We start from the raw sequence: 23,823 nt of genomic DNA on the forward strand, positions 1-23,823 counted from the left end.
CTCGATCAACGCCTTGGGAGGCAGCGAGAACCGGCATGCAGTTCGACTGGCGCGCCATCTCCGGTCCGGCTCTGACGACAGCGACGGCGCTCGCCGCCTTCCTTGTCGACCGCTATGTCATTGCGGTTCCGAACCCCGCGCCGCTCTTCGTCTGCATCGTGGCATTGGCCAGTTCAGTCAGCGGGCTCGCCTCCGGCCTGACCAGCGCCGCGATTGCCGTGGTGTCCTCGGCGCTGTTCTTCCTCAACCATCGCGCCGTGCCGGGCTATGACGCCTCCGACCTGATGCGCATGCTGCTGCTGGCGGCGACCGCGGTCGGAACCGCTGTGATCACCGGGATGCTGCGGCAAAAATGGATCGACGCCTTCGCCTGGGAGCAGAAGCACCATGCCACCGCGATGCGGCTGTCGGCCGCGCTCGACCAGGTCGATATCGGCATCGTGCTACTCGATTCGGATACCCGCGCCGAATTCATCAACCGCGCCTTTCGCGATTATTTTTCGCTGTCCGACCAGCAGGCCGACGCCAAGCCGCCGTTCATCGCGCTGATGTATCACGGCCGCGACACCGGCGCCTACGAGCTGCCGGAAGACGAATTGAGCCTCTTCATCGCGCAGCGCACCGAGATGATGCGGGCTGGCGATTCCACGCCGATCAACATCAAGATGGCTGACGGGCAGGTGCTGCGCTTTTCCTGCACGGCGCTGCCCGATGGCGGGCGCATGCTGAGCTATACGCCGGTCACCGACCTCGTCCGCCATACCGACGACATCGGCAATGCCGACTACTACCGTTCGCTGCGCGGCGGCAGCGAACGCAGCCTGGCGCGGCACCTGCGCGCCGCCGAATAGCGGCAGCGACGCGGCAAAGCCTCTCTCCCGATTGATCCGTCGCGGTGGCGCCTGTAGGCTGTCGCCATCAGCCCGCGCGTCGACGACGCCGCTCCCTTCCCGAATACGGAATCAATCATGCCCGACGATGTAACGATTCGTTTTGTCACAAGACAGGACTACGCAAATTGGCTGCCTTTGTGGGACGGCTACAACGCGTTCTACGAGCGGACGGGACCGACCGCGCTCGATCCCGCCATCACCGCGATGACCTGGGCGCGCTTCTTCGATGCCTACGAGCCGGTGCACGCTTTGGTCGCCGAACGCGACGGCGAACTGCTCGGGCTGGCGCATTTTCTGCTTCACCGCTCAACCACCGCGATCGAGCCGACGTTCTACATGCAGGATCTGTTCACCAGCCAAGCCGCACGCGGCAAAGGTGTCGGCCGCGCGCTGATCAACGGCGTCTACGAACAGGCCAGGCTCGCCGGATCGCCGCGCGTGTACTGGTTCACCTACAACACCAATCACACCGCGATGCAGCTTTACGACAAGGTGGCGGAGAAGACCGGGATTGTCGTCTATCGCAAGGTGTTCTGAGCGGCCTGTGGATAAATCCAGATGTCACCGGGGCGTAACAAAGCCCGGTTAGGTTGCGCCTGCGTTTGATCAGGCCCCCCGTCTCAGATCACGCGCCCCCAGCGGCCCCCGTCAGTCGCCGCGTCTGACCGGGGCCGCATCTTTTTTCGCAGCACTTTCATACCCTTTACGCCGAGCTACGCCGGAACTGCTGCTCAGGCATGCCGTGCGCGGTCAGACCGCATCTTGCGGGCTCAGGGGTGCGCGGGCCACTATGCGGCCCCCTCGCCCACCCCACAGGATCTCCCATGCAAATTCGCAATCTCGGCGGCTCCGGCCTGCGCGTTTCCGCCGTCGGCCTTGGCTGCAACAATTTCGGCCAGCGCACCGACCTCGAAACCTCGCGCAAGGTGATCCACAAGGCGATCGACCTCGGCATCACCCTGTTCGACACCGCCGACATCTATGCCGGGATGGGCGGCTCCGAGACCGTGCTCGGCACCGTGCTCGGCGACCGCCGCAAGGACATCGTGCTGGCGACCAAATATTCCAAGCCGATGAGCACGGACGGCACCAAGCAGGGTGCCTCGCGCCGCTACATCATGTCCGCGGTCGAGGCCAGCCTGACACGGCTGAAGACCGACTACATCGATCTCTACCAGCAGCACGATTACGATCCCCTGACGCCGATCGAGGAGACCATGCGCGCGCTCGACGATCTCGTCCGCCAGGGCAAGGTCCGCTACATCGGCAATTCGAATTTTCCGGCCTGGCGCATTGCAGAAGCCGAACTGGTCGCGCGGCAGATGAACGTCAACCGCTTCGTCTCCTGCCAGGACGAATACAGCCTCGTGGTGCGCGGCATCGAAAACGATCTGCTGCCCGCCGCGAAAGAATACAAACTCGGCCTGCTGCCGTTCTTCCCGCTGGCAAGCGGCCTGCTCACCGGCAAATACAAGCGCGGCGCCGCGGCGCCCGACGACACGCGTTTTGCAAAAGCCCCTGCACTCAAGGAGCGTTACGTCACGCCGCGCAACGAAGACATCGTCGAAAAGCTGCAGGCCTTCGCCGACAAGAGCGGCCACACCATGCTCGAACTCGCCTTCTCCTGGCTCGCCTCGCACCCGCAAGTCTCCAGCGTCATCGCCGGCGCCACCCGCGTCGAACAGGTCGAGCAGAACGTGAAAGCGATCAGCTGGGCGCTGAGCGCGCAGGAGCTCGCGGAGATCGATGCGATTACGAAGGGGTAGTGGAGGCAACATAAACAGTGTCGTCCCGGCGAACGCCGGGACCCATACGCCGCGGCCGTTATTGTTGCAGAAGGTCGCTAACGCCGGCGATCTCACCGATGGGCCGCGGCGTATGGGTCCCGGCTCAAGGCCGGGACGACGAGTGCTAGATGCTCAAGGCCGGGACGACACTGTGAGTGGGGCCGCCCTACCCCACCAGCCCCTTCATCGGCTTCACTGACGCGCTATCCGGAAACACGGCTTCCGCCAGCACGCGCTCAGTCAGGCCGAACTGGTCCTGCAGCACGCCTTTCATGACGGCGCGGAGGTCTGTGGTCGGGGCGAGGTCGCGGGCCTGATAGAGATTGGCTACCTTCAGGCCGGGCCAATCCGCAATCACCCGGCCGCCCTTCACCGCGCCGCCGGCGAGCAGCGCCACGGTGCCGGTGCCATGGTCGGTGCCGGCGGTGCCGTTGATGCGCGCGGTGCGGCCAAATTCTGTGACGACGACCACGACCGTGTCGCGCCAGCGTGGCGCCAGCCCGCTTTCGAATTCCGCGAGCGCGCCGTCGAGGCCCGACAGCAGTTGCGCCAGACGGCCGACCGGCCCGCCTTCATTGGCGTGGGTATCCCAGCCGTCGAAGGCGAGCGCGCCGATCCGCGGGCCGTCATCGGCCGCCATCAGCTTGGCGGCGCCGCGCGCCACCAGCCGCATCGCACCTGCGCCATTGGTGCCGGGCTTCGGTTTCATGTCGTCGCCTTGCGCGGCCTTGTCGAGCGCGAGCCCTTGCGTCAGCGCCGCCGCCAGCGCCGGATCGCGGTGGCGATAGAGTTCGATCAGGCGCATTGCGGTGTCCTCGGCGGCCTGCGGCAACGCCGCGGGCGTCCAGCCGACGGTCGGTGCCGCGCCACGCAGCACCAGCGGCGTGGTCGGGCCGACGCCGAGCGCGCTCGTCACCCGTTCGCCCTTCGGCAATGATTCCAGCGCACGGTTGAGCCAGCCGGATTGCACCCGGCCCGGACCGGCAAAGCCGCTTTCGAGCACGTCCTGCCCGTCGAAATGCGAGCGCTCGCGATAGGAGGTCGCGACCGCGTGGATCACCGCGGCCTGCTTCTGGCGGTACATCCGCGCGAATTCAGGCATCGCCGGATGCAGCGCGAAGAACGAATCCAGCATCAGCGCGGCGTTGGGTCCGCTCGACGTCAGCGCGATCGAGCCATGCAGGCCGGCATAATCGGGGTCGCCGATCGGGGCGACGGTCGCAAGGCCGTCCAGCGCGCCGCGCAGGATGACGACGACCAGACGTGGATCTCGCCCATCGGCAGCACGCGCGAATTTCGGCAAGTAAGCCCAGGCCGCAAAGGAAGCGCCGCCGAGCAACATCGCGCGGCGCGAAGGAGATGTCGGGCTTTCGCAGCAATCCGTTGTCGTCTCCCTTGGTGTCGTTTCCATTGGCGTCATCTCCTCTGGAATTCCGGCGACATCAGCAATAACGCCAGCGCCTGCTGCCGCGATTCCGCGCGCTCGACCGTGCGCCTTGTTTCGATCGACGCAGCGTCCGCAGCGACGAGTTCAAGCAGGTCGCGCGGATCGATGGTGTCGGCGAGGCGCGAGGCGATCTGCGCCGATATATCGAGCCGCAGCTTCATGCCTTCAGGTGCCGCCCATGCTGCGTTGCTGTCGGGAAAACCGTTCGGGCCGGCGGGCGCCCATAATGGCTGACCCAGCACGTTGAGGCCGTTGAGATAGCGGCCGGGATCGCCGGGGATTTGCGCCAGCAACCGGCCGGACGCGACCAGGAATTCATACGGCGAGCGCACTTTGGTCAGCGGCGCCTTCCAGGCTTCGTCGGAATCAACCAGCGCCGTCGCCAGCGCCTTGAGATCGCCGTCGGTCCTGCCGAATACATCGGCCAGCCGCGCCACCAGCGTCGGCGGCGGATCATCGGCGACGAAATGACGGACGAATTTGGTGGCGATGAACTTTGCGGTCGAGGGATGCCGCGCGATATCCGCCAGCACCGCCTCGCCCTGCGCCACGCCATTGGACTCGTAGCTCTTGCCCATCACGCGCTGCGCGCCCGGCTGGTGCGCATTGGCGTTGAAGACGAAGGTGCCGGGCGCGCCGAGCTGGCCCTGCCGTCCGGCATAGGTCCACCCCGTGATGATTCGCGCCAGCGACGTCACGTCGTCCTGCGAATAGCCGCCGCCGACGCCGAGCGTATGCAGCTCCATGATTTCGCGCGCGAGATTTTCGTTCAGGCCGCGGTTGCGGTTTTTTCCGGCGCGCGAATCCGGCCCCAGCGATTGCTGGTTGTCGAGAAAGAACAGCATCGCCGGATGCTGCTCGACCGCCTTCAGCATGTCGCCGAAGCGCCCGAGCACAAAGGGCCGGATCGCTTCGCGCTCGAACGAGCCCGCCCACATCCGCGCCACCCCGCCCTTGTTGGCGGAGATGCAGAAATGATTGGACCAGAACACGACAAGCCGCTCGGTGAACCCGCAATCGGCGATGATAGCCCGCTGCAGCCGCGCCAGCGCTTCGGCGCGGAACGTCTTCTGAATGATGTTGAGCGGTTGTGGCGGCGGCTTTGGCGCGGCGGGCTGCATCGTCTCGGGAGGCGTCATAGACGCATTGGCGCTTTCCTGCGGCTTTGCCGGCGACTCCTTCGGCGCCATATCCATGGCGATGCTGTTCAGCGACAGATTTCGCCGTTGCCCTTTCGCATCGACAGGCGATTGCGGTCCCTCGGTCGCAGCCGACGGCGCCGATTTGGCAGCCGCGTCGCGGCCCTGCTGGATCTCGAACTGATAGTCGAACACCGCCTTGCCGAGCGCCGCGGTTGACTGCAAACCGGGCACTTCAAGCAGCACGCCGTTGGGCCGGCTCATTTCCGCCTTGACGAAACCTCTGGGATCGGAGGCCGCATTGACGAAATCGCCGGATGCGCCGCCGCGCGCGCCGAATCCGAAGCGATTGAGCGCGACCAATGCGGCTTGCGAATCGCGGGCCATCGGATTTCCCTCAGCACGTCCCCGGTATATGATTTGCCGGTAAGCATAACGCCTTTCGGGATGAAGCCCGAATTAAAACCCGGTTAGAAAACACCTCGTTTCATGACAAATCGGTCAGACAATCCTCCCTCGCGCCGCCTCGACTGCGCCGGCTGCGGCACCGAGTTCTCCTGCAGCCTGTCCGGGCCGTGCTGGTGCAGCGAGGAAGCTTTCCGGATGCCGATGCCGCTGGACGGCAGCGATTGCCTGTGCCCGGCTTGCCTGCGCCAGGCGGCGGCGCGCGCCTCGAGCGCGGCCGCAACGTGACCGGCGAATGGGACGTCCGGGCCGTTCTGCTCGACATGGATGGAACGCTGCTCGACACCGAGCGGGTTTACTTCGACAGCCTGGTCTCGGCGCTCGGCGCGTTCGGTTATACCGACGCTGTCGAGACGCTGTGCCATGCGATGGTCGGCCTGCCCGCCCCGGACTGCGAGGCCATGCTCATTGCGCGCTATGGTGAGGACTTTCCGCTGCCCGCGATCAACGAGGCCTTCATCGCACGGCGCGACGAAATTCTTGGCGCCGGCCTGCCGCTGAAGCGCGGCGCCGTCGAATTGCTCGATGCGTTGCAGGGCAGCGAATGCCCGATGGCGATCGTGACCTCGTCGTCACGCCGCACGGCGGATGCGCATTTGACGCTGGCCGGAATCCGCAGCCGTTTCGACCATGTTCTGACCCGCGACGACGTCACGCGCGGCAAGCCGAGCCCTGATCTGTATCTGCTGGCGGCGTCCAGGCTCAGCCTGAACCCGGAGTTCTGCGTGGCCGTCGAGGATTCAAATCATGGCGTGACATCCGCGCATGCCGCCGGCGCGATCACGATCATGGTGCCGGATATGGTGCCGCCGACGGATGAATCGCGCGCCCGATGCGCGGCTGTCGTGGACGATCTCGGCGCGGTGCTTGAGGTGCTGCGAACGCGCGGTGGGTTTGGACGCCGCTCGTCGTAGCCGTCATTGCGAGCGAAGCGAAGCAATCCATATCTCCGCTTGCGGCGGGCGTGGATTGCTTCGCTTCGCTCGCAATGACGGACTACCGCATCTATCGCGCCCGCGATTTCCCCCGCGCCGGCAGCGCCGCCTTGGTCAGCGCATGCGCGGCTTGACCTGCGGTCTCCATATAGCTGGGATCGCGATGCAGCAGGACGACGGCGAACGATCCGTCCAGCAACAGCAATATCTGCCGGGCGAGTTGCGCTGCTTCGGCGATCCCCTCGGCCTCGAACGTCGCGCGCAGCCAGTGCTCGAACTTCTTTTTGTGGGCGGCGCCGATCTTCATCGCGGGATGGCCGGGCATGTTGGCCAGTTCCGCCGAGGTGCGCAGGAAGCCGCACCCCTTCCATTTGGGATGCCGGGCCGAGCGGGCGAGATTGCGAAAAATCCGCTCGATCTTTACCGGCAATCCGCCGTCAGCCTCCGCGAACCATTGCTTGAACAGCGCGAGATTTGGCTGGTCTCGGCCGGCAAGATAAGCCGCCACCAAGTCATCCTTGCTCTTGAAATGATAATACAGCGTCCGCTTGGTGACGCCGGCCTTCGCCGCCACCGCGTCGACGCTCACGCCGCGGATACCGTCGGCGTAAAACAGCGCGTTTGCCGCCGAAACGATCCGCTCGCGGGTGGGAGTTTCCGATTTCGCCATGTGTCTATGTATACCGACCAGTGAATATACACAATGTGATGCCGCGCCTAAGGTACCACCGACACCGACATTTGCGGAGACCGTCATGTCCGACGCCGTGCTGCTCGAAACCAAAGGCGCGATTGCGCTGATCACGCTCAACCGGCCCGAAAAACTCAACGCGCTGAATTACGATCTGATCGATCGTTTGATGACCGCGCTCGACACGATCGAGACCGATGCCGGCATTGGCGCCGTGATCCTGACCGGCGCCGGCGAGCGGGCGTTCTCCGCAGGCGCCGACATCAAGGAGTTTTCGGGCAGCGTTCGGCAGGGCCCGAATGCGGCGATACGCGACTTCGTCCGGCGCGGACAGGCGATGACGGTGCGTCTTGAGGCGTTCCGAAAGCCCGTGATCGCCGCGGTCAATGGCCTGGCGTTCGGCGGCGGATGCGAGATCACCGAGGCGGTGCATCTGGCCATCGCCAGCGACCGGGCGCAGTTTGCAAAACCGGAAATCAATCTCGGCATGCCGCCGACCTTCGGCGGAACCCAGCGCCTGCCGCGGCTGGCCGGGCGCAAACGCGCGCTGGAGCTGCTATTAACCGGCGATCCCTTTTCGCCCGCGCGGGCCCTGGAGATCGGTCTCGTCAATTCAGTCGTGCCGCATGATGAATTGCTGCCCGCGGCGCGCCAACTGGCTCACCGGATCATGCGTCACTCGCCGCTTGCGGTCCGCAGCATCATCACATCAGTCACCCGCGGATTGAACATGGCCATCGGCGAAGGACTGCAAGTCGAGAGCGAGCAGTTCGCCGCCATGGTGCCGACCAGCGACCTCCGCGAAGGCCTGGCCGCCTGGAGCGAGCGACGGCCGCCGAGCTATCGCGGCCGGTGATGTCGGCTAGGCGGCATTGTGCTGCCCGTAGCAACCGTCATTGCCGGCGACAAACGCGAAGCGTTTGCTCAAGAGAGCAACGCGACGACTTGTCCGCCGTAGCTCACGAGCGAAGGCGGAAGCAATCCACACTTCGCTCCTCGGCGCCAATGGATTGCTTCGCTTGCGCTCGCAATGACGTGGTGGTTGCCGGACTACTCCGCCGGCCCGGCAAACAGCAGCAGATTGCCGTCTGGATCTTTCAGAATGAAATCCCTGGCGCCCCATGGCTCTCGCTTCAGTGTCTGGAAGAACGTGACACCCGCAGCCTGGAACTCCAGGAAGAGTTGCTTGATCGCTTCCGCCGTCGCGACCGTGAGTGACGCGGACAACAATTGCTCGCGGTCGCGCAGACCGGGGTCAATCATCGCCCCCTCGACGCAACGCAAATTGAGCCGCGCCCCGTCGCGCTTCACCTGTGCATAGAACGGCGGCTCGCCATAGGTGAACGCAACGGCGAAGCCCAGCCTGCCGGTGAAAAAATCGCAGGAAGCCTTGATATCGGCGACGAAAAGTTGCGGCTCGGCGGCTGATATGACGGCTTTGGTGGAAATGACGTCTGCATGATCTGACATGGTGTTGAGTCCTGTCTTGAGCGCCTGCCAGTTCTCGAAGCCATACTGCCGCGCGACCAGTTCCTGCGCATCGCCGAGCTTGAAGCTTTGCGCGAGGATTTCGGAATCGGTCATTTGGCCATAGCGAGGCAGGCCCGACCTGATCTGTGCCGCGACCGGATAATAGCGGTCACGATGCCAGCGCAGAACGAGCTTGGCCTGCTTCCTGAGGTTTTCGAGATTCGGCATGGGCGCAGCTACGGTTGACGTTACGTAGGTGGGCATTGCCCCTTCGGCGAAAGCCGATGCGCCCTACATGCAGCCCTGAAAGAATGACGGAGACGACCGGTTTCTGTCAAGCGGGCTGTCGCTGTCGCGCGCCGGAACCTACACCGCAAATCCCGGCGATCTGCGCGCCATGCCGTCGAAAGCGTCGAGCAGCCGCTCGCGCCAGGCATAGACCGGATCGTCTTCCTCAAGCAGCCTGAACGGGCTGACCACGCGCGCCCACTGAAACCCGCCGAACACGATGTAGTCCGCATAGTTCGGCTGCCCACCGCCGAGATAGGATTGCGTCTTCAAGGTCAGCCGCAACGGGTCGAGCGATTTGCGAAAGCCTTCGACCGCCTTGTCCCGGCCCGCCACCACCTCTTCCAGCGGCTTGCCGAAGCGCACTTCCCGTGACTTGCGGAAATAGGCGGCGTCCACCGGCTTCAGGTTTAACGGGATGTCGGCGACGATCATCGGAGACAAGCCGCCGATCACGGCGACATCGCCCCACCAGTTCAGCATGCGCGCCATGGCGCGGCCGCCCTCGCCGCCGAACAGCGACGGCCGGTCCAGATATTTGTCTTCGAGATAGTTCGCGATCGTCCAGGAATCGACGACAGACGTTTCGCCGTCGAGCAGCACCGGCACCCTTTCGGATCCGTGCGGCGCGATCGCGTCCTTTTCCGTAAAACACCACGGAACGGTTTCCGCGGAAAGCCCCTTATGCGCCAGCGCCATCCGCGTCCGCCAGCAGTACGGACTGAACGGGCGGGCGGCGTCGGCGCCGACGAGTTCGAAGAGTTTGAGAGTCACAGATGCAGAACCTAAGCGATGTCAGCCACCACCCTAACCGTCATTGCGAGGAGCGCAAGCGACGAAGCAATCCACTCGCTTGCCGCGCGATGGATTGCTTCGCTTGCGCTCGCAATGACGGCGCTAGAGATGTGTCCTACCGCACCACCGCAGCGGTTTGCCCAAACAACACCCGGCGCTCTTCCTCGGTGCGGTTGACCGGCTGGCCGAAATTCGGATTGACCTCTTTCGCCAGCGCGTAGGCGCGCTCGGTCGCGGGCCGCGCGCGGATGGTTTCCAGCCAGCGCTTCAGATGCGGAAAGTCGTCGATGTTCTGTTCCTGGTTCTTGTAGGGCACGATCCAGGGATAGCTCGCCATGTCGGCGATCGAGTAATCACCGGCGATGAATTCGCGGTCGGCGAGGCGCTTGTTGAGCACGCCGTAGAGCCGGTTGGTCTCGTTCACGTAGCGGTCGATGGCGTATTTGATTTTTTCCTGGGCGTAGTTGCGGAAATGGTGGTTCTGCCCGGCCATCGGCCCGAGCCCGCCCATCTGCCAGAACGTCCATTGGATCGCGTCATAGCGGCCATAGATATCTGATGGCAGGAACTTTCCGGTCTTCTCGGCGAGATACAGCAGCATCGCGCCGGACTCGAACACCGAGATCGGTTTGCCGCCACCCTTCGGCTCGTGATCGACCATCGCCGGAATGCGGTTGTTCGGCGCGATCGCCAGAAACTCCGGGTTGAACTGTTCGCCCTTGCCGATCTGCACCGGAAAGATTTTGTACTTCAGCCCGGTCTCTTCGAGGAACATCGTGATCTTGTGGCCGTTCGGCGTGGTCCAGTAATGAAGGTCGATCATTGGCACGGTCCCGCGTTGATGAAATTGCACGCATCGCAAAAAGGATGCGGATGCATGAATGTGGTCGTGTCGCGTCGTGGAGTCAATGGAATTGGTGCCGTGCGCGCGAATGTGATGACTTCCCGCACGCGCGGGAAACGATCAGTTCGCCCGGCCGTGTTCCCGCAGGAAATTCTTGCCGCCTTCGGTGATCGCGACGCGCACGCCGAGACCTTCGACCGGCTGGCGCGCGACATAGCCGCGCTCGACCGCGTCTTCCCAGATCGTCAGCCGCGGGCATGAGGTGCGCCAGGTCTCGATTACTTCGGAATAGAGTCTCGGCTCGCGCGCCACCCATTCGACGAGATCGAGCACCAGTGCGTCTGTCGTCTCGGTCATCGGGTCCTCCTTCGTCCGGAATGCCGTCGCTATCAAAAAGCCATCGCGCTGGAGCGCGTGACCAGGAGCCAGCCGCCGTAGAGGATGTAGTAGCCGGCAACCGTCGTGATCAGCCGTCCCGCCCAGGTTCGGAACTGCGCGTCGCTCATCGCTTCCAGGATGCGCCGCGCCAGCGTGGTGCCGAGCATCGAGGCTGCGATCGCAACCGCCGCCAGCACCGGATCGAGCGTCGCCGCCTGATCGATGATGCCGCCGAAATAGACCAGCTTGACGAGGTGACTCGCGACCTGGCAGGTCGCCTTGGTCGCGACGATCTCGCGGCGGTCGAACTTGCCGCCGAGGAAGAACGTATCCATCAATGGCCCGGATACGCCGGTCATCAGCATCAGTCCCATGCAGATGAAGCCGTAGAAACTGCCCTGCCAGATGCTGTCGGGGTTCGGCTTCAAATTCGCCGGCATCAGCCGCGCCATGAACGGCGTGACCCCGAGCAGCAGCAGCGCGATCGGCTTGTCCGGCACGTAGCGCGAGAGCGACCAGAGCCCGAGCGCCAGTGCGCAGCCGATCAGATAGACCGCGACCGGCCGCCACCTGATATGCGCGCGCCACAGGAAGGCGCGCCAGCCATTGGACGCCATCTGCGTGATCGCATGCAGCACCATCGCGGTCGGCAGCGGCATCAGGGCCAGCAGCACGCCGATCAGGATCATGCCGCCGGCCATGCCGAACAGGCCCGACAGGAAAGCTGTCGCGACCATCAACAAGCCAAGTGCTGCGATCAGAAGCGGCGTCATCTTGAATCTCCTGACATACTTCTGCCGCGCTTGGACGGCGCGTGCAAACTGAGTTATCTTGCCCTGGCATCAGTTTTCCTGAGGGTTCGAATGCGGCGGCTGCTCTTCCTCAACGGCATCAAGGCATTCGAGGCCGCGGCGCGGAGCGGCAGCTTTGCGGCGGCTGGTAGCGAACTCAACGTATCGGCGGCGGCGGTCAGCCGGATGGTGCATCTTCTGGAAGACCGGCTTGGCGTGGCACTGTTCGAGCGCAAGGCCAACCGCCTGGTGACGACGGCCGCCGGGCGCACCTATCAGAGCGGGCTGACGCCGATCTTCGACGCGCTGGCGAGCCTGACCGCGCAGGTCACGGCGCCCTCCACCGTCCGCGTGCTGACCATCGGCGTCGGGCCGACCTTTGCGATGCGCTGGCTGATCCCGCGGCTGGCCGATTTTCACAAGCAGGAGCCCAACATCGACGTGCGCATCACCACCGGCGGCGCCGCCGCGCCGTTCGGCGAGGACTGGAGCTGCGGCATCCAGCTCGGCGACGGCGAATGGCCGGGGCTGATCGCCGAGCCGCTGTTCGCGGCCGACCTGTTGCCGGTCTGCGCGCCCCGCCTTGCAAGCTCGCTCAAGCGGCCCGGCGATCTGAAGGGGCCCACGCTGCTACGCGTCGCGCATTCGCCCGACGATTGGCCGTCATGGCTGAAGGCGGCAAGCGTCGCCCGCGTCAGCGCGCGCGGTCCGGAGTTTCAATTCTACGGCCAGGCGCTGCAGGCCGCGGTCGACGGTCTCGGCGTCGCGATGGGCATCCGCCCCTATATCGACGACGACCTCGCCGCCGGCCGGCTGGTGGCGCCGTTTGCGCTGAGCGTGCCCAAGGGCATGCGCTGGTACCTGGTCTATCGCGAATTCCGCACCGGCCAGCGCGACTTTGTCGCGTTCCGGCGCTGGATCATCCGCGCGGCCGCCGAGCCCGCCGCCCGCCGCAAGGGCCCGCGCCATGCCAATTGAACGCATCGACACGCTCGTGATCGGCGGCGGCCAGGCCGGGCTCGTGATGAGTTACCGGCTGAAGCAGCGCGGCATTTTGCACCTCGTGCTGGAGCGGGCGCGCATTGCGGAGCGCTGGCGCAGCGAACGTTGGGACGGGCTGAAATTCCAGTTTCCGAACTGGTCGGTGCAGCTGCCCGATTTTGCCTTTCCGCACAGCGATCCTGACGCCTTCGCCACATCAGGCGAGATCGTGGAGTTCATCGACGCCTTTGCCGAATTCGTCGCGCCGCCAATCCGCTGCGGCGTCGAGGTAACGCGTTTGAAGCGCGGCAATGCCGGATTCATCGCCGAGACCGCTGATGGCATCATCGAGGCCAACAACGTCGTGGTCGCGACCGGGCCCTATCAGCAGCCGCTGGTGCCGGATCTGCTGCGCGATCATCCGGTGTTTCAGATCCATGCCAACAGCTATCGGAATCCGGGCCAGCTGCCACCGGGCGCCGTGCTGGTGGTTGGCGCAGGCGCATCCGGCGCGCAGATCGCCGACGAACTGCATCGCGCCGGCCTCCGGGTCTTTCTTGCGGTCGGCCAGCACACCCGCATGCCGCGCCGTTACCGCGGACAGGATTTGACCTGGTGGTTCGGCGCCCTTCGCCTGTTCGACATGACGGCGGAGCAGCGCGGCCCGATCCGGGTCAACCCGTCGATCACAGGCGCCTATGGCGGCTACACCATCGACTTCCGCAAGTTCGCCGCCGACGGCATCACGCTGCTGGGACGGGTGCAGGCGGCGCGCGACGGCGTGCTCGAGATTGGCCCCGGCCTGGCCGAGAGCCTCGCGACCGGCGATGCCTATTATGCAGGTTTCCTCGACATGATGGACGCGCATGTCGAACAGCACGGCCTCCATCTGCCCGCTGACCCCGCCGCCCGTACTGTGCTGGCCGACCCGCCCTGCGTCACCGAACCGATCCGGCGCATCGACCTCGGCAAGGAGGAGATCCATGCGGTAATCTGGGCCACCGGCTACGGCGTCGATTTCAGCTGGATCGACCTTCCGGTCAGGGACAGCAGCGGCGAACCGGTCCATCGGGGTGGCGTGTCAGAGGTACCGGGGCTCTACTTCCTCGGCCTGCCGTTTCTGTCGAAACTGTATTCCGCCTTTTTGTCCGGCGTCGGCGACGATGCCGCCGTGCTCGCCGATCACATCGCCGCCCGCCGCTGAAGTTCCCTCTGCCCGAAAATACGCCGAGATGTGAACCGGTTCACACCGGCGGTCGAAAAACCATGGTCTGATCAGGCCCGGATGATCGCGGGGGGCGATCGTGATGCCGGGAGTTCAGCCATGATTTACGGCGGCTTTGAAATTCAGTCGTTCGAAGCGGGGAGAGGGCAATGGCACGCCAGGATACAACGAGCCGATCTCGCGCCGGTCGTCATCGATGGCTTGTCGTTTCCGACGCTCGAAGTCGGCTTTGCATGGTCCGATCCGGAAGCGGCGATCGCGGATGCGAAAGCCTATATCGACCAGAACCGGCAACGCTATACGGCGGCGGCCTGAAGCAGGCTGCTGCGATGTCGCAACCTGAACCGGAGCCCGCGACACAATCCTCCCGGCAGGTGATGTCGAACTGCCCGCAATGCAGCGCCTCCCTCGCGGTGCTGCGCATCATCCCCGGCAAGGCTGGCGTCGAATACTGGACCATGCGCTGCACGAAGTGCGGCGGCATCCATCTCGACATCGTCAAGGCGGATTCGCCGGCCGCGACGGTTGCGGATTCCAGCGACGTCTTCGCCTGACGCTGACATCTGCTGACATTGCAATAATCAACACCGTCATGGCCAGGCTTGTCCCGGCCATCCACGTCTTTTTCACACATCCAGCCAAGACGTGGATGCCCGGCACAAGGCCGGGCATGACGAGGTGAAATCAGCACCGGCTTTGCCCTTTTTTCGCGCGCCGATTGGGCCCATATTCGCCCCATGGCGAAGAAACCCGACTCCCCAAAAAAATCCGGCAAAACCCCGAAATCCAAAGCTCACCGGCCGGAAGTTCAGCCGATCGGGCCCGCCTTGGCGGAACTGCTCAATCCTGCGATCAACCGCGGCGATGCCGGCATGGGCTCGGGCACCGGCCTGCAGCCGCCGCCGGACAATTCGAAGGACCGCCGTTCCGGCGGCGAGGCCGCCGTGCATCGCGCGCGATCGTCGACGCCCAAGAACTTCCCGCCGAGTTCCGCTGATCCCTATCCGCAACCGCTGCGCCCGAATCCGCAGCCGCCGGGCGCACGAAGCCCGGACAGCCTCGACGAAGCCCCGCAAGCCAATTACGGCACGTCAGCCACTATCCCGACGCTCGATCCGGAACTGGCAAAACAATTCGGCTTCACCACCGAAGAGGAAGACGCCGCCGCGCTGGCGCGCCCGCCGCGCAACAAGATGGAGGCGCTCGGCGTCCAGGCCACGGCCGATGCGCTGGAAGATCTGATCCGCGAGGGCCGCCCCGAATTCAAGGGCGAAGGCGGCGGCGTGAAGGTCTGGACGCCGCACCGCCCGCCGCGCCCGGAGAAGTCTGAAGGCGGCGTGCGCTTCGAGATCAAGTCCGAATATGAGCCGAAGGGCGACCAGCCCACCGCGATCAAGGAACTGGTCGAAGGCATTGCGCGCAGCGACCGCACCCAGGTGCTGCTCGGCGTCACCGGCTCCGGCAAGACCTACACCATGGCCAAGGTGATCGAGGCTACCCAGCGCCCCGCCATCATCCTGGCGCCGAACAAGACGCTGGCGGCGCAGCTCTATGGCGAGTTCAAGAGCTTCTTCCCCGACAACGCCGTGGAATACTTCGTCAGCTATTACGACTACTACCAACCCGAAGCCTATGTGCCGCGCACCGACACCTACATAGAGAAGGACTCCTCGATCAACGAGCAGATCGACCGCATGCGCCACTCGGCGACGCGCGCGCTGCTGGAGCGCGACGACGTCATCATCGTCGCCTCCGTGTCGTGCATCTACGGTATCGGCTCGGTCGAGACCTACACCGCGATGACATTTGCGCTGAAGAAGAACGAGCGCATCGACCAGCGGCAATTGATCGCCGACCTCGTGGCGCTGCAATACAAGCGCACCCAGGCCGATTTCACCCGCGGCACTTTTCGCGTGCGCGGCGACGTCATCGACATCTTCCCGGCGCACTATGAAGACCGCGCCTGGCGCGTGAACCTGTTCGGCGACACCGTCGAAAATATCGAGGAATTCGATCCGCTCACCGGCCACAAGCAGGACGATCTCGAGTTCATCAAGATCTACGCCAACTCGCACTATGTGACGCCGCGCCCGACGCTGGTGCAGGCGATCAAGTCGATCAAATCAGAATTGAAGCTGCGGCTCGATCAGCTCAACAACCAGGGCCGGCTATTGGAAGCGCAGCGGCTGGAGCAGCGGACGACGTTCGATCTCGAAATGATGGAAGCGACGGGAAGCTGCGCCGGCATCGAGAACTATTCGCGCTACCTCACCGGCCGCCGCCCCGGCGAGCCGCCGCCGACGCTGTTCGAATACGTCCCCGACAACGCGCTTGTGTTCGCCGACGAAAGCCACGTCACGGTGCCGCAGATCGGCGCCATGTTCAAAGGCGACTTCCGGCGCAAGGCGACGCTGGCCGAATACGGTTTTCGGCTGCCCTCCTGCATGGACAACCGTCCGCTGCGCTTCGAGGAATGGGACATGATGCGCCCGCAATCGGTCGCGGTGTCGGCGACGCCATCAGGCTGGGAGCTGAACGAGAGCGGCGGCGTGTTCGTCGAACAGGTGATCCGCCCCACCGGCCTGATCGATCCGCCGGTCAACATCCGCCCGGCGCGCACGCAGGTTGACGACCTCGTCGGCGAAGTCCGCGCCACCGCGCAGGCCGGTTATCGCTCGCTGATCACGGTGCTGACAAAACGGATGGCGGAAGATCTCACCGAATACCTGCACGAGCAGGGGATTCGCGTGCGCTACATGCACTCAGATATCGACACGATCGAGCGCATCGAGATCATCCGCGACCTTCGCCTCGGCGCGTTCGACGCGCTGGTCGGCATCAACCTCTTGCGCGAGGGCCTCGACATTCCCGAATGCGCGCTGGTCGCGATCCTCGACGCCGACAAGGAAGGCTTTTTGCGCAGCGAGACCTCGCTGATCCAGACCATCGGCCGCGCCGCGCGCAACGTCGACGGCAAGGTGATCCTCTATGCCGACCAGATGACCGGCTCGATGGAGCGCGCCATCGCCGAGACCGACCGCCGCCGCGAGAAGCAGGTCGAATACAACACCGCCAACGGCATCACGCCCGAAAGCATCAAGAAGTCCATCGGCGACATCATGAACAGTGTCTACGAGCGCGACCATGTGCTGGTGGAAATCGGCGACGGCGGCATGGCCGACGACGTCATCTCGATCGGCCACAATTTCGAGACCGTGCTGAACGACCTCGAAACCAGAATGCGTGAAGCCGCCGCCGATTTGAATTTCGAGGAAGCCGCCAGATTACGCGACGAAGTCAAACGCCTCCGCGCCACGGAGCTAGCCGTGGTCGACGACCCCACCATCAAGCAGCGCGGCGTCGCGGCGAAGGCCGGGGCGTACGCGGGCACGAAGAAATACGGCGACTCCGCGAACCTGCCCGCCAGCGCCTCGAAGAAGCGCGGCGGAATGCGCGGCGGCTCGTCCCGCAGCGGCGGTCCCTCCGTTCCCTCCCCCCTTGCGGGGGAGGGTCAGGGAGAGGGGTATCGCACGGGTGGTGCTCGTGGCTCCACCTCCAAAGTCCACAAACCCCACCTCGACGAAATGCACGGCCCGGAATCACTGCCCTACCGCCCCAGCGGCGCCAAACCGCGCAAGCCCGACATCAGCGGCAACACCAAAATCTTCCAGCCCACCGACTCGCGCCAATCTGGCCCGGAATTCGGCCCGTCGCCGCGATCGAGCGGCGGCGCACCGGGGCATCGGGGCGGATGGAAGAAGAGGTAGGAAGATGTTGGCTCTGCTTGCCTTACCAGACTCAAATCTGAGCAAAGAAAATCAGATACAAGGCGAGTCCCATCGTGGAAAACGACAACACAACAGCGAACCAGTTATACTTCACACCTTTCGCCTTCGCGGCCCGCTTCAAGAAAGAAAAGAACCAACAAAGAAAGACGCCAGCGAAAACGGTGCCCCAGAACAACTTCAATAAATACAAGCTGTGAGGGTTCATAGCCTCCCCTTGCGAATTCTCCACCGAGCGGACGACCGTTGGCAGGAACGAACATGGCGGACCGTCCGAATAAGTGCAACCCTCGGGCGAGCTTGTTGGTGCGATCCGGCATATCCGAACTTGGTAATTCGCCTCCCATCGCGCTGGCAATCCGAGCGAGTCTCGCTAGGCTGACGCCATGAAACTCGGCTTCGAAGAATCGCAAACCGGCTACAGCAGCGGCTCCCAGAAGGCCAAGGCATGGACGGAGGCGTGGGTCCGCGCCTGGGCGTATTGCCCGCACTGCGGCGGCGCCAGGATTTCTCCCTTCCCCAACAACAGTCCTCTTGCCGATTTCTTCTGCCCGTCCTGCAGCGAGGAGTTTGAACTCAAGAGCCAGAAGGGCAAATTTGGCAGGAGGGTCGTGGACGGCGCGTTCAGGACGAAGTGCGAACGGCTTGCCGCCAAGAACAATCCAAGCCTCTTGCTGATGAACTACGACCTCCAATCACTTGCGGTCGTCAATTTGCTCATCGTGCCCAAGCACTTCTTTGTCCGGGACATTATCGAAGAACGTAAGCCGCTCGCTGCGACTGCGCGGCGCGCTGGATGGATCGGGTCGAACATCCTGCTCAGCCGGATTCCGGAGTCGGGCAAGATTCACATCGTCAAGGGCGGTGTTATTCGACCGAAGGACGCCGTTCTCGGGGAATGGCAAAGAACGCTGTTTCTGAGAGACCAATCACTGGAGACCCGAGGCTGGCTGCTCGACGTCATGAAATGCGTGGAAGCGCTTGGAAAACGGGACTTCACGCTGGATGAGATCTATGCCTTCGAGGAAAGGCTGGCAAAGCTCTATCCCGGCAATCAGAACGTCAAACCAAAGATACGCCAGCAGCTACAGTTTCTACGTGACCGAGGGTTTATCGAATTCGTTTCCCGAGGAAATTATCGTTTGCGATCGTAGGAGGAAATACGTGGCATGGTTTCTCAATGTCTATCGATGCGCCCGTTGCACGCGCGTCTGGACCGACGAGTGGTCCTGCACCTGCGACGACGATTGCCCGCACTGCGGCGCACGGCACATGTCGCCGTGCCATAGCGAGGACCTGACCGAAATTATCGCGCCGGACGGTGCGGAGTTTGTCGCCATTCGCTCGCCGAGTTCGGCCGAACACGATCCTGACTATCGCGAGCTTGGTCGTTTTCCCACGCGCGCAAAGGCCGAAGAGTTTCTTGCGGTTGTTGAAACGGATTAAGGTCGTCGTCATTCCGGAAGCCACGCAGCGGCTGTCCGGAATCCACACTCCCGATCGTGGTTATGGATTCCGGGTTCGCCGCTTTCGCGGCGCCCCGGAATGACGGCGGAGATTCCACCGATACTCCCTAAAAGTAATAATCCCGGTTCGATCCATCATAAGCACCGGACTTCATGCAGCAGGCTTTGAAACCTGCGTCCGGAACTGCACGGGCACAAATCATTGCGGCCAAGCTTTTCGATCAGCTCGACATCGCCATGGACCACACGCCGTCCACGCTTGACATGGGTTTCCGAGGGGAATGACTTCCGCCGCTTACGCGTGACGCTGAAAGCAGGGGAGGTTTTCGTAATCGCTGTTCTTGCGCATGATACACCTCCGTTGGTCGAGAGCGCGGCCTGTCGCCGCGCGGCTCATCCACCAAGCGTGTGCGCGCAATACAACTTAACGACTGGAGACGGAATGAGAATTCGAACCGCTTTAGCTAACGCACAACAGCCCTACCCCACGCTCGCGATCCCGACCGCCAGCAGCGACAGCAGCATCACGTTGGTCACCAGTTGCAGCGAGGTCAGCGGCTGTGTCCGCCAGCGCGCGATCTTTTCGATGAAGGACAGGCTGGCGTCGAAGAACAGCGGTTCGAAGCCGTACCCGAACCGCTTCGGGAATTTGCGCGCGAGCCACGGCGTCAACAGGGCGTAGAACAGCGCGGCCAGCACGACGAAGATCGCGGCGCCGTAGCGCTGGCCGACGATTTCATGGCTGCCGACGAGCTTGAGCATCAGCGCGGCGGCGGCGAAGGTGGGGAAGCCCTGGAACAGCGCGGTCAGCACAAAGCCTTCGAGACGGTTCCGCGAGTTGGATTTCGGGGCTGACATGGCGTTCATGGCGGCGGCTTCCTGTGGTCCCCTTGGGGACGTTGATGCCGCCAGGATAGGTGCTTGCGCAGGGGTGTGACGTGATGCGTGTCACGGATTCAAGTTACCCCCTCTCCCCGTTCTTTACGGGGTCGAGACGAGCGAAGCTCGCTCTTAGAGGGTTGGGGTGAGGGGCTCTCACCGCGAGATCGGTGCAATTGTCGGACCTGTACCCCCTCGTCCGCCCGACTTCGCTACGCTTCGCCGGGCGACCTCTCCCCGCAAGCGGGGCGAGGTTGAAGCGATCACCCCGACCGCCGGTTGCTCGTGTTCTGCGTCATATTCCCGTGGTCGCCCTGCTCGTTGATGTTGTTCTTCTCGTCGTCGCGATGGCCCTTGGTGGTGTCGACGGGCACCTTCGGCGTGCTGCCGGGGCCCTTGTGGCTCCTGTTCTCCTCGGGAACGGGCGTAATGGTTTTTTCAAGCGGTTTGGTCATCAGATTCTCCATTGATAGGAGGAGAAACGCGGGACAGGCCGGACTCGTTCCCGGCGTGAACGCGGCCCCGCCTTGCGCCGACCAAGCCAACATGAACTAATTGTTCCCGCCGACCGAAACATGATCTGCCCGATGCCGAAAATTCATGCCTTCGTTGCGCTGACCATTGCCGGCGCCTGCCTGCTCGCCAGTCCGGCTCGCGCCGACGATGCCGACCGTGCGCTGCTGTCGACGTTTTGCGACGCCGCCGATATCGAGGGATCGACCTGCAAGCGGGCGAAGAACTATCCGGATGCGGGAAACCGCGAATGCGACGTCAAGCTGACCGCAGATCGCCATAGCGGCCGGTTCATCGCCGCGGGCAATCCGCTGCTGGTGGTCAATTACGAGAGCGGATGCGAGCCGCACGCGACCGACAATGGCGGCTCGGTCGTGTTCGAGCAGAGCGGCGGCAAAAGCATTTTCCGAAGCTTCCAGCCGGGCTCGCAGGTCAATGACTGCATCAACATGGCCCGGAGCGCGCAGCAGGATTGGCTGATGTGCATCACCGGCCATATCGGCCAGGGCAATCTGGAAACCGGCGTCGCTGAGTTCGTGTTCACCCAGGACTACGGCAGGAACGTCAGCATCTCGCCGGATTTTCTGATCACCGCGGTAGATTCCATTCGCGCCTATGGCGCCAACGTCGTCACCTGCAAGGAGCGTTCGAAATATTTCGAGGTCTCGGACATCAAGGCCGGGCCGCGGCCGCAGACCGTGACCGTGACGGTTCGCCATGCCGACGCGAGCACGATCAGGAAGGCCTGCCGCAAGGGGTTTCCGAGGCCGAAGGAAGTTTTCGGCAAGCTTTCGCGCGGCGAGGCGTACGTGCCGGAAGGCTACGAGAAGCGCGGCAAGTTCATCATCGATCTCGCCACCCGCAAGGTGACGCCGCAGGGGTGAGGCGTTGTGAGTCTTGTCGTCCCGGCGAAGGCCGGGACCCATACGCCGCGGCGGACGTTGGTGAAAAAGGAAGATAACGACCAGCGTCTGTACCAATTGCCGCTGGTGGGTATGGGTCCCGGCCTTCGCCGGGACGACGATTACAATAGTAGCCAGCTGCGGCAAAACGGCACGACGGGCAAATCACTTCCGATTTACGGAAATCGTGTCAAGACAATAATTTCTGAAAAGCGAAAATATTCTTGTTTCCATCCACCCAAATCAGAGGCATATCTTTGGCCATCCCGTCCCACTCAGAGGGGCGTCGGCCGTCGTCACGACGAGGGGCGGGTTGCGGTGGACGTAACAGTTGCGATTGACGGTCGCGACTGAAGCGTACGGCGAAAGCGTGTGGTCCTGGCGCCCGTAACGGCGTCAAGTCTTTCGGGAGCTAACGCTTCCGAGGGGCGACGGTGGCAATAGGGGCCGTCTCACCGGGGAGAGCACGCCATAAGCCGTAAAGCCATTGCGCAGGGAATGTCGGATGTTCTCCGCTGCCCTGTATGCTCGTGTGCGCACTTCCTTGTGCACATTGCACACGAGACCGCGGGTGCAGCGCGCATCCGGCATTCCCTGCGCCCTCTGGATTCTTGGAGGGCGAGAACTTCAAGCAAGACTCGGGCGCAATGCGTCGCGAGAATGCGGCCACACACCCAGCTGTCATCGCCCGGCTTGACCGGGCGACCCAGTATTCCAGAGACGCCGATGATAGAACCGATAAGCCGCGGCGTACTGGATCACCCGACCGGAGCCTGTCATCGGGCGGCCATTCGGCCGACCCGGTGGCGGGTGACGACAGCACGGTGTGGAGTGGCATCGTCGGTAAGACGGCCTGGCTCTTTGAAATTCGAATCCATTTCATTCGCACGCGAACGCACCGTCGGCCGCGCTGGTGCAGCGTACGCCAGCGGTCTCCGTAGTTCCTCGCATTGCCAATCCAGCGGTTCGGCCCACAATGGATCCGGGCGTCGGCTGCACGTGTAGATTGAAGGCTTGCAGCTGGCGGTAGTGAACCGTTTCCACGCTGGCGACGTCAGACTTTGTGCCTGCTTTTGCGGATCGGCCGCTTTGTTATGGCGTTCGCTGTGGAACCGGCCGCCGCGGCGCAGGTTGAGACTCGGCGGAGAAAGATCGGATGACCGCGGACCTGCATCGGCAGCGCCTACTGAATTTCCTCGACGTCTACTATGGCGGCGACATCGAGGGCGCGCTGGCGCGCTGCACCGACGACGTCGAATTCGTCGCCAACGCCCCGGTCGACCTGCTTCCCCACATGGGGCATCGGCGGGGCACGGAAGCGATGCGCGAGATGTGGACCACCGTCCACGCCCGCTATTCCGAGATGCGCTGCGAGGTGCCGATCCTGGTCGCCGAGGGCGACAGGGTGGCGGCCAACATCCGGGTGTTCTTCCGCAAGCGCAGCAATCAGCGGATGGTGCATTTTGACATCGCGGCGTTTTATACCTTCCGCGACGGCCGCATCGCCCAGATCCGCGAGATCATCGACACTTTCGACATGGTCGAGCAGGTGCTGGAGCGCGACGTCAGCGCGATCCTGAAGGGCGACAAGCCGGAATAGAGCCGGCCTTTGGCCCTGGCCGTCCGGGCCTTATTTTCCCGACGACGTTGAACCTCACCGCCCCGGCGGCGACACACCACAAGGCTTTTTCCGGGGCAAAAGAACATATGAAGATCGCGTTGCTGGCTCTGCTGGGTTTGGCGTTGGGGGCGCTGGGAGGTGCAGCGCTTGGAATCGGGGCCGGGCTCGCCTGGGTCGAAATCTTTAAAGTCACGAGTTTTGAAGGCTATAACGGCATGCTGGTGTTCTTCACCTTCATGCCGCTGGGCGCCGCAATCGGCGGGATCGCAGGCGCTTTGTTGTTCGGCGTGATCGCGATCAAGGACGCCGAAATCGCCATCGAGCGCGAGCCGGTGCGCCGCCGGGAGCGGTAAAAGCGGCGCCAGGGGCGGTAAAAACACGGAAAATCCTGCATTTGGGCAATGCAAAAACGTCGGTTGTATTTTAGCGAAAAACGCCTATTGTTAGTGTACGAATGAATTTAGCGACTGGCACGGCGTCGATGCGGACGCCCCCTGGGCCGTTGCCGTTTGAAATCAGTTTCAAGGA

The 23,823-nt window shown here is 63.5% G+C and carries 28 protein-coding genes; 16 read left to right on the top strand and 12 right to left on the bottom strand.

Annotation, left to right across the window (positions count from 1 at the left end):
* The first annotated feature begins 35 nt into the window (after positions 1–35).
* The 3 genes from ABIE49_RS13915 (at position 36) to ABIE49_RS13925 (ending at position 2,659) form a co-directional block, all read left to right on the top strand.
* Positions 36–851 (top strand): PAS-domain containing protein, encoded by an 816-nt coding sequence (locus ABIE49_RS13915; RefSeq protein ID WP_192737639.1) that lies wholly within the window; start codon positions 36–38, stop codon positions 849–851.
* A 117-nt stretch (positions 852–968) separates the two neighbouring features.
* On the top strand, positions 969–1,430 hold the full coding sequence (locus ABIE49_RS13920; protein ID WP_192737640.1) for a GNAT family N-acetyltransferase: 462 nt from the start codon (positions 969–971) through the stop codon (positions 1,428–1,430).
* Between the two features lie 287 nt (positions 1,431–1,717).
* A complete protein-coding gene (locus ABIE49_RS13925) occupies positions 1,718–2,659 on the top strand; it encodes an aldo/keto reductase (RefSeq protein WP_192737641.1) in 942 nt (313 codons plus the stop codon).
* 187 nt (positions 2,660–2,846) lie between these two features.
* On the opposite strand, the gene ABIE49_RS13930 is transcribed toward ABIE49_RS13925, so the two are convergent.
* Both ABIE49_RS13930 and ABIE49_RS13935 read right to left on the bottom strand, forming a co-directional pair.
* Positions 2,847–4,091: a DUF1501 domain-containing protein gene (locus ABIE49_RS13930; RefSeq protein WP_192737642.1), complete on the bottom strand. Its 1,245-nt coding sequence runs from the start codon at positions 4,089–4,091 to the stop codon at positions 2,847–2,849.
* A 5-nt stretch (positions 4,092–4,096) separates the two neighbouring features.
* Positions 4,097–5,653 (bottom strand): DUF1800 domain-containing protein, encoded by a 1,557-nt coding sequence (locus ABIE49_RS13935; protein ID WP_192737643.1) that lies wholly within the window; start codon positions 5,651–5,653, stop codon positions 4,097–4,099.
* A gap of 102 nt (positions 5,654–5,755) precedes the next feature.
* Between ABIE49_RS13935 and ABIE49_RS13940 the strand changes: the two genes are divergently transcribed.
* On the top strand, positions 5,756–5,959 hold the full coding sequence (locus ABIE49_RS13940) for a cysteine-rich CWC family protein (protein WP_354066822.1): 204 nt from the start codon (positions 5,756–5,758) through the stop codon (positions 5,957–5,959).
* Positions 5,956–6,645 carry an HAD family hydrolase gene (locus ABIE49_RS13945; protein ID WP_192737713.1) on the top strand — a complete coding sequence of 230 codons (690 nt, stop codon included), beginning with the start codon at positions 5,956–5,958 and terminating at the stop codon, positions 6,643–6,645. Before ABIE49_RS13940 ends, ABIE49_RS13945 begins: the two co-directional genes overlap by 4 nt.
* Before the next feature lie 91 nt (positions 6,646–6,736).
* Here ABIE49_RS13945 and ABIE49_RS13950 read toward each other — a convergent pair whose 3' ends face one another.
* A complete protein-coding gene (locus ABIE49_RS13950; protein WP_192737644.1) occupies positions 6,737–7,336 on the bottom strand; it encodes a TetR/AcrR family transcriptional regulator in 600 nt (199 codons plus the stop codon).
* 85 nt (positions 7,337–7,421) lie between these two features.
* Here ABIE49_RS13950 and ABIE49_RS13955 point away from each other — a divergent pair, with 85 nt between their 5' ends.
* A complete protein-coding gene (locus ABIE49_RS13955; protein WP_192737645.1) occupies positions 7,422–8,213 on the top strand; it encodes a crotonase/enoyl-CoA hydratase family protein in 792 nt (263 codons plus the stop codon).
* Between the two features lie 194 nt (positions 8,214–8,407).
* On the opposite strand, the gene ABIE49_RS13960 is transcribed toward ABIE49_RS13955, so the two are convergent.
* The 5 genes from ABIE49_RS13960 to ABIE49_RS13980 form a co-directional block, all read right to left on the bottom strand.
* A complete protein-coding gene (locus tag ABIE49_RS13960) occupies positions 8,408–9,055 on the bottom strand; it encodes a VOC family protein (protein ID WP_192737646.1) in 648 nt (215 codons plus the stop codon).
* Positions 9,056–9,193: 138 nt separating this feature from the next.
* On the bottom strand, positions 9,194–9,889 hold the full coding sequence (locus ABIE49_RS13965) for a glutathione S-transferase family protein (RefSeq protein ID WP_192737647.1): 696 nt from the start codon (positions 9,887–9,889) through the stop codon (positions 9,194–9,196).
* 136 nt (positions 9,890–10,025) lie between these two features.
* Positions 10,026–10,733, bottom strand: a complete 708-nt coding sequence (locus tag ABIE49_RS13970) for a glutathione binding-like protein (protein WP_192737648.1) — start codon at positions 10,731–10,733, stop codon at positions 10,026–10,028.
* 141 nt (positions 10,734–10,874) lie between these two features.
* Positions 10,875–11,111: a hypothetical protein gene (locus ABIE49_RS13975; RefSeq protein WP_192737649.1), complete on the bottom strand. Its 237-nt coding sequence runs from the start codon at positions 11,109–11,111 to the stop codon at positions 10,875–10,877.
* A gap of 32 nt (positions 11,112–11,143) precedes the next feature.
* Complete coding sequence (locus ABIE49_RS13980) at positions 11,144–11,905, bottom strand: sulfite exporter TauE/SafE family protein (RefSeq protein WP_192737650.1); 762 nt, start codon at positions 11,903–11,905, stop codon at positions 11,144–11,146.
* A gap of 90 nt (positions 11,906–11,995) precedes the next feature.
* Here ABIE49_RS13980 and ABIE49_RS13985 point away from each other — a divergent pair, with 90 nt between their 5' ends.
* The 5 genes from ABIE49_RS13985 (at position 11,996) to uvrB (ending at position 17,896) form a co-directional block, all read left to right on the top strand.
* Positions 11,996–12,901, top strand: coding sequence for a LysR substrate-binding domain-containing protein (locus ABIE49_RS13985; protein ID WP_192737651.1), 906 nt, complete (start codon positions 11,996–11,998; stop codon positions 12,899–12,901).
* Positions 12,891–14,108 carry an NAD(P)-binding domain-containing protein gene (locus tag ABIE49_RS13990; protein WP_192737652.1) on the top strand — a complete coding sequence of 406 codons (1,218 nt, stop codon included), beginning with the start codon at positions 12,891–12,893 and terminating at the stop codon, positions 14,106–14,108. The genes ABIE49_RS13985 and ABIE49_RS13990 overlap by 11 nt, the downstream gene beginning before the upstream one ends.
* 120 nt (positions 14,109–14,228) lie before the next feature.
* Positions 14,229–14,444 carry a hypothetical protein gene (locus ABIE49_RS13995; RefSeq protein WP_192737653.1) on the top strand — a complete coding sequence of 72 codons (216 nt, stop codon included), beginning with the start codon at positions 14,229–14,231 and terminating at the stop codon, positions 14,442–14,444.
* Positions 14,445–14,458: 14 nt separating this feature from the next.
* A complete protein-coding gene (locus tag ABIE49_RS14000) occupies positions 14,459–14,683 on the top strand; it encodes a hypothetical protein (protein ID WP_192737654.1) in 225 nt (74 codons plus the stop codon).
* Positions 14,684–14,866: 183 nt separating this feature from the next.
* Positions 14,867–17,896 (top strand): excinuclease ABC subunit UvrB, encoded by a 3,030-nt coding sequence (gene uvrB, locus ABIE49_RS14005; protein ID WP_192737655.1) that lies wholly within the window; start codon positions 14,867–14,869, stop codon positions 17,894–17,896.
* Between the two features lie 104 nt (positions 17,897–18,000).
* Here uvrB and ABIE49_RS14010 read toward each other — a convergent pair whose 3' ends face one another.
* Complete coding sequence (locus ABIE49_RS14010) at positions 18,001–18,177, bottom strand: hypothetical protein (protein ID WP_192737656.1); 177 nt, start codon at positions 18,175–18,177, stop codon at positions 18,001–18,003.
* A gap of 123 nt (positions 18,178–18,300) precedes the next feature.
* Between ABIE49_RS14010 and ABIE49_RS14015 the strand changes: the two genes are divergently transcribed.
* Positions 18,301–19,068, top strand: a complete 768-nt coding sequence (locus ABIE49_RS14015; RefSeq protein ID WP_192737657.1) for a DpnI domain-containing protein — start codon at positions 18,301–18,303, stop codon at positions 19,066–19,068.
* A gap of 10 nt (positions 19,069–19,078) precedes the next feature.
* Positions 19,079–19,360: a hypothetical protein gene (locus ABIE49_RS14020; protein ID WP_192737658.1), complete on the top strand. Its 282-nt coding sequence runs from the start codon at positions 19,079–19,081 to the stop codon at positions 19,358–19,360.
* A 155-nt stretch (positions 19,361–19,515) separates the two neighbouring features.
* Here ABIE49_RS14020 and ABIE49_RS14025 read toward each other — a convergent pair whose 3' ends face one another.
* From ABIE49_RS14025 to ABIE49_RS14035, 3 genes are all read right to left on the bottom strand, one after another.
* The gene (locus tag ABIE49_RS14025) at positions 19,516–19,626 is read right to left on the bottom strand and encodes an SEC-C metal-binding domain-containing protein (protein WP_354066823.1); all 111 of its coding nucleotides are present in this window, start codon (positions 19,624–19,626) and stop codon (positions 19,516–19,518) included.
* A 234-nt stretch (positions 19,627–19,860) separates the two neighbouring features.
* The gene (locus tag ABIE49_RS14030) at positions 19,861–20,247 is read right to left on the bottom strand and encodes a hypothetical protein (RefSeq protein WP_192737659.1); all 387 of its coding nucleotides are present in this window, start codon (positions 20,245–20,247) and stop codon (positions 19,861–19,863) included.
* A gap of 275 nt (positions 20,248–20,522) precedes the next feature.
* Positions 20,523–20,714, bottom strand: coding sequence for a hypothetical protein (locus ABIE49_RS14035; RefSeq protein ID WP_192737660.1), 192 nt, complete (start codon positions 20,712–20,714; stop codon positions 20,523–20,525).
* 132 nt (positions 20,715–20,846) lie between these two features.
* Between ABIE49_RS14035 and ABIE49_RS14040 the strand changes: the two genes are divergently transcribed.
* From ABIE49_RS14040 to ABIE49_RS14050, 3 genes are all read left to right on the top strand, one after another.
* Positions 20,847–21,656, top strand: a complete 810-nt coding sequence (locus tag ABIE49_RS14040) for a hypothetical protein (RefSeq protein ID WP_192737661.1) — start codon at positions 20,847–20,849, stop codon at positions 21,654–21,656.
* A 1,174-nt stretch (positions 21,657–22,830) separates the two neighbouring features.
* Positions 22,831–23,274, top strand: coding sequence for a nuclear transport factor 2 family protein (locus tag ABIE49_RS14045; RefSeq protein ID WP_192737662.1), 444 nt, complete (start codon positions 22,831–22,833; stop codon positions 23,272–23,274).
* 107 nt (positions 23,275–23,381) lie between these two features.
* A complete protein-coding gene (locus tag ABIE49_RS14050; protein ID WP_192737663.1) occupies positions 23,382–23,648 on the top strand; it encodes a hypothetical protein in 267 nt (88 codons plus the stop codon).
* Positions 23,649–23,823 lie beyond the last annotated feature (175 nt).

The organism is Bradyrhizobium sp. OAE829, assembly GCF_040546575.1.
Lineage (GTDB): Bacteria > Pseudomonadota > Alphaproteobacteria > Rhizobiales > Xanthobacteraceae > Bradyrhizobium.

Coding starts and splice junctions, on each gene's coding strand:
- ABIE49_RS13915 (WP_192737639.1), top strand. CDS start 36: ATGCAGTTCGACTGGCGCGCCATCTCCGGTCCGGCTCTGACGACAGCG.
- ABIE49_RS13920 (WP_192737640.1), top strand. CDS start 969: ATGCCCGACGATGTAACGATTCGTTTTGTCACAAGACAGGACTACGCA.
- ABIE49_RS13925 (WP_192737641.1), top strand. CDS start 1,718: ATGCAAATTCGCAATCTCGGCGGCTCCGGCCTGCGCGTTTCCGCCGTC.
- ABIE49_RS13930 (WP_192737642.1), bottom strand. CDS start 4,091: ATGGAAACGACACCAAGGGAGACGACAACGGATTGCTGCGAAAGCCCG.
- ABIE49_RS13935 (WP_192737643.1), bottom strand. CDS start 5,653: ATGGCCCGCGATTCGCAAGCCGCATTGGTCGCGCTCAATCGCTTCGGA.
- ABIE49_RS13940 (WP_354066822.1), top strand. CDS start 5,756: ATGACAAATCGGTCAGACAATCCTCCCTCGCGCCGCCTCGACTGCGCC.
- ABIE49_RS13950 (WP_192737644.1), bottom strand. CDS start 7,336: ATGGCGAAATCGGAAACTCCCACCCGCGAGCGGATCGTTTCGGCGGCA.
- ABIE49_RS13955 (WP_192737645.1), top strand. CDS start 7,422: ATGTCCGACGCCGTGCTGCTCGAAACCAAAGGCGCGATTGCGCTGATC.
- ABIE49_RS13960 (WP_192737646.1), bottom strand. CDS start 9,055: ATGCCGAATCTCGAAAACCTCAGGAAGCAGGCCAAGCTCGTTCTGCGC.
- ABIE49_RS13970 (WP_192737648.1), bottom strand. CDS start 10,733: ATGATCGACCTTCATTACTGGACCACGCCGAACGGCCACAAGATCACG.
- ABIE49_RS13975 (WP_192737649.1), bottom strand. CDS start 11,111: ATGACCGAGACGACAGACGCACTGGTGCTCGATCTCGTCGAATGGGTG.
- ABIE49_RS13980 (WP_192737650.1), bottom strand. CDS start 11,905: ATGACGCCGCTTCTGATCGCAGCACTTGGCTTGTTGATGGTCGCGACA.
- ABIE49_RS13985 (WP_192737651.1), top strand. CDS start 11,996: ATGCGGCGGCTGCTCTTCCTCAACGGCATCAAGGCATTCGAGGCCGCG.
- ABIE49_RS13990 (WP_192737652.1), top strand. CDS start 12,891: ATGCCAATTGAACGCATCGACACGCTCGTGATCGGCGGCGGCCAGGCC.
- ABIE49_RS13995 (WP_192737653.1), top strand. CDS start 14,229: ATGATTTACGGCGGCTTTGAAATTCAGTCGTTCGAAGCGGGGAGAGGG.
- ABIE49_RS14000 (WP_192737654.1), top strand. CDS start 14,459: ATGTCGCAACCTGAACCGGAGCCCGCGACACAATCCTCCCGGCAGGTG.
- uvrB (WP_192737655.1), top strand. CDS start 14,867: ATGGCGAAGAAACCCGACTCCCCAAAAAAATCCGGCAAAACCCCGAAA.
- ABIE49_RS14010 (WP_192737656.1), bottom strand. CDS start 18,177: ATGTTCGTTCCTGCCAACGGTCGTCCGCTCGGTGGAGAATTCGCAAGG.
- ABIE49_RS14015 (WP_192737657.1), top strand. CDS start 18,301: ATGAAACTCGGCTTCGAAGAATCGCAAACCGGCTACAGCAGCGGCTCC.
- ABIE49_RS14030 (WP_192737659.1), bottom strand. CDS start 20,247: ATGAACGCCATGTCAGCCCCGAAATCCAACTCGCGGAACCGTCTCGAA.
- ABIE49_RS14035 (WP_192737660.1), bottom strand. CDS start 20,714: ATGACCAAACCGCTTGAAAAAACCATTACGCCCGTTCCCGAGGAGAAC.
- ABIE49_RS14040 (WP_192737661.1), top strand. CDS start 20,847: ATGCCGAAAATTCATGCCTTCGTTGCGCTGACCATTGCCGGCGCCTGC.
- ABIE49_RS14045 (WP_192737662.1), top strand. CDS start 22,831: ATGACCGCGGACCTGCATCGGCAGCGCCTACTGAATTTCCTCGACGTC.
- ABIE49_RS14050 (WP_192737663.1), top strand. CDS start 23,382: ATGAAGATCGCGTTGCTGGCTCTGCTGGGTTTGGCGTTGGGGGCGCTG.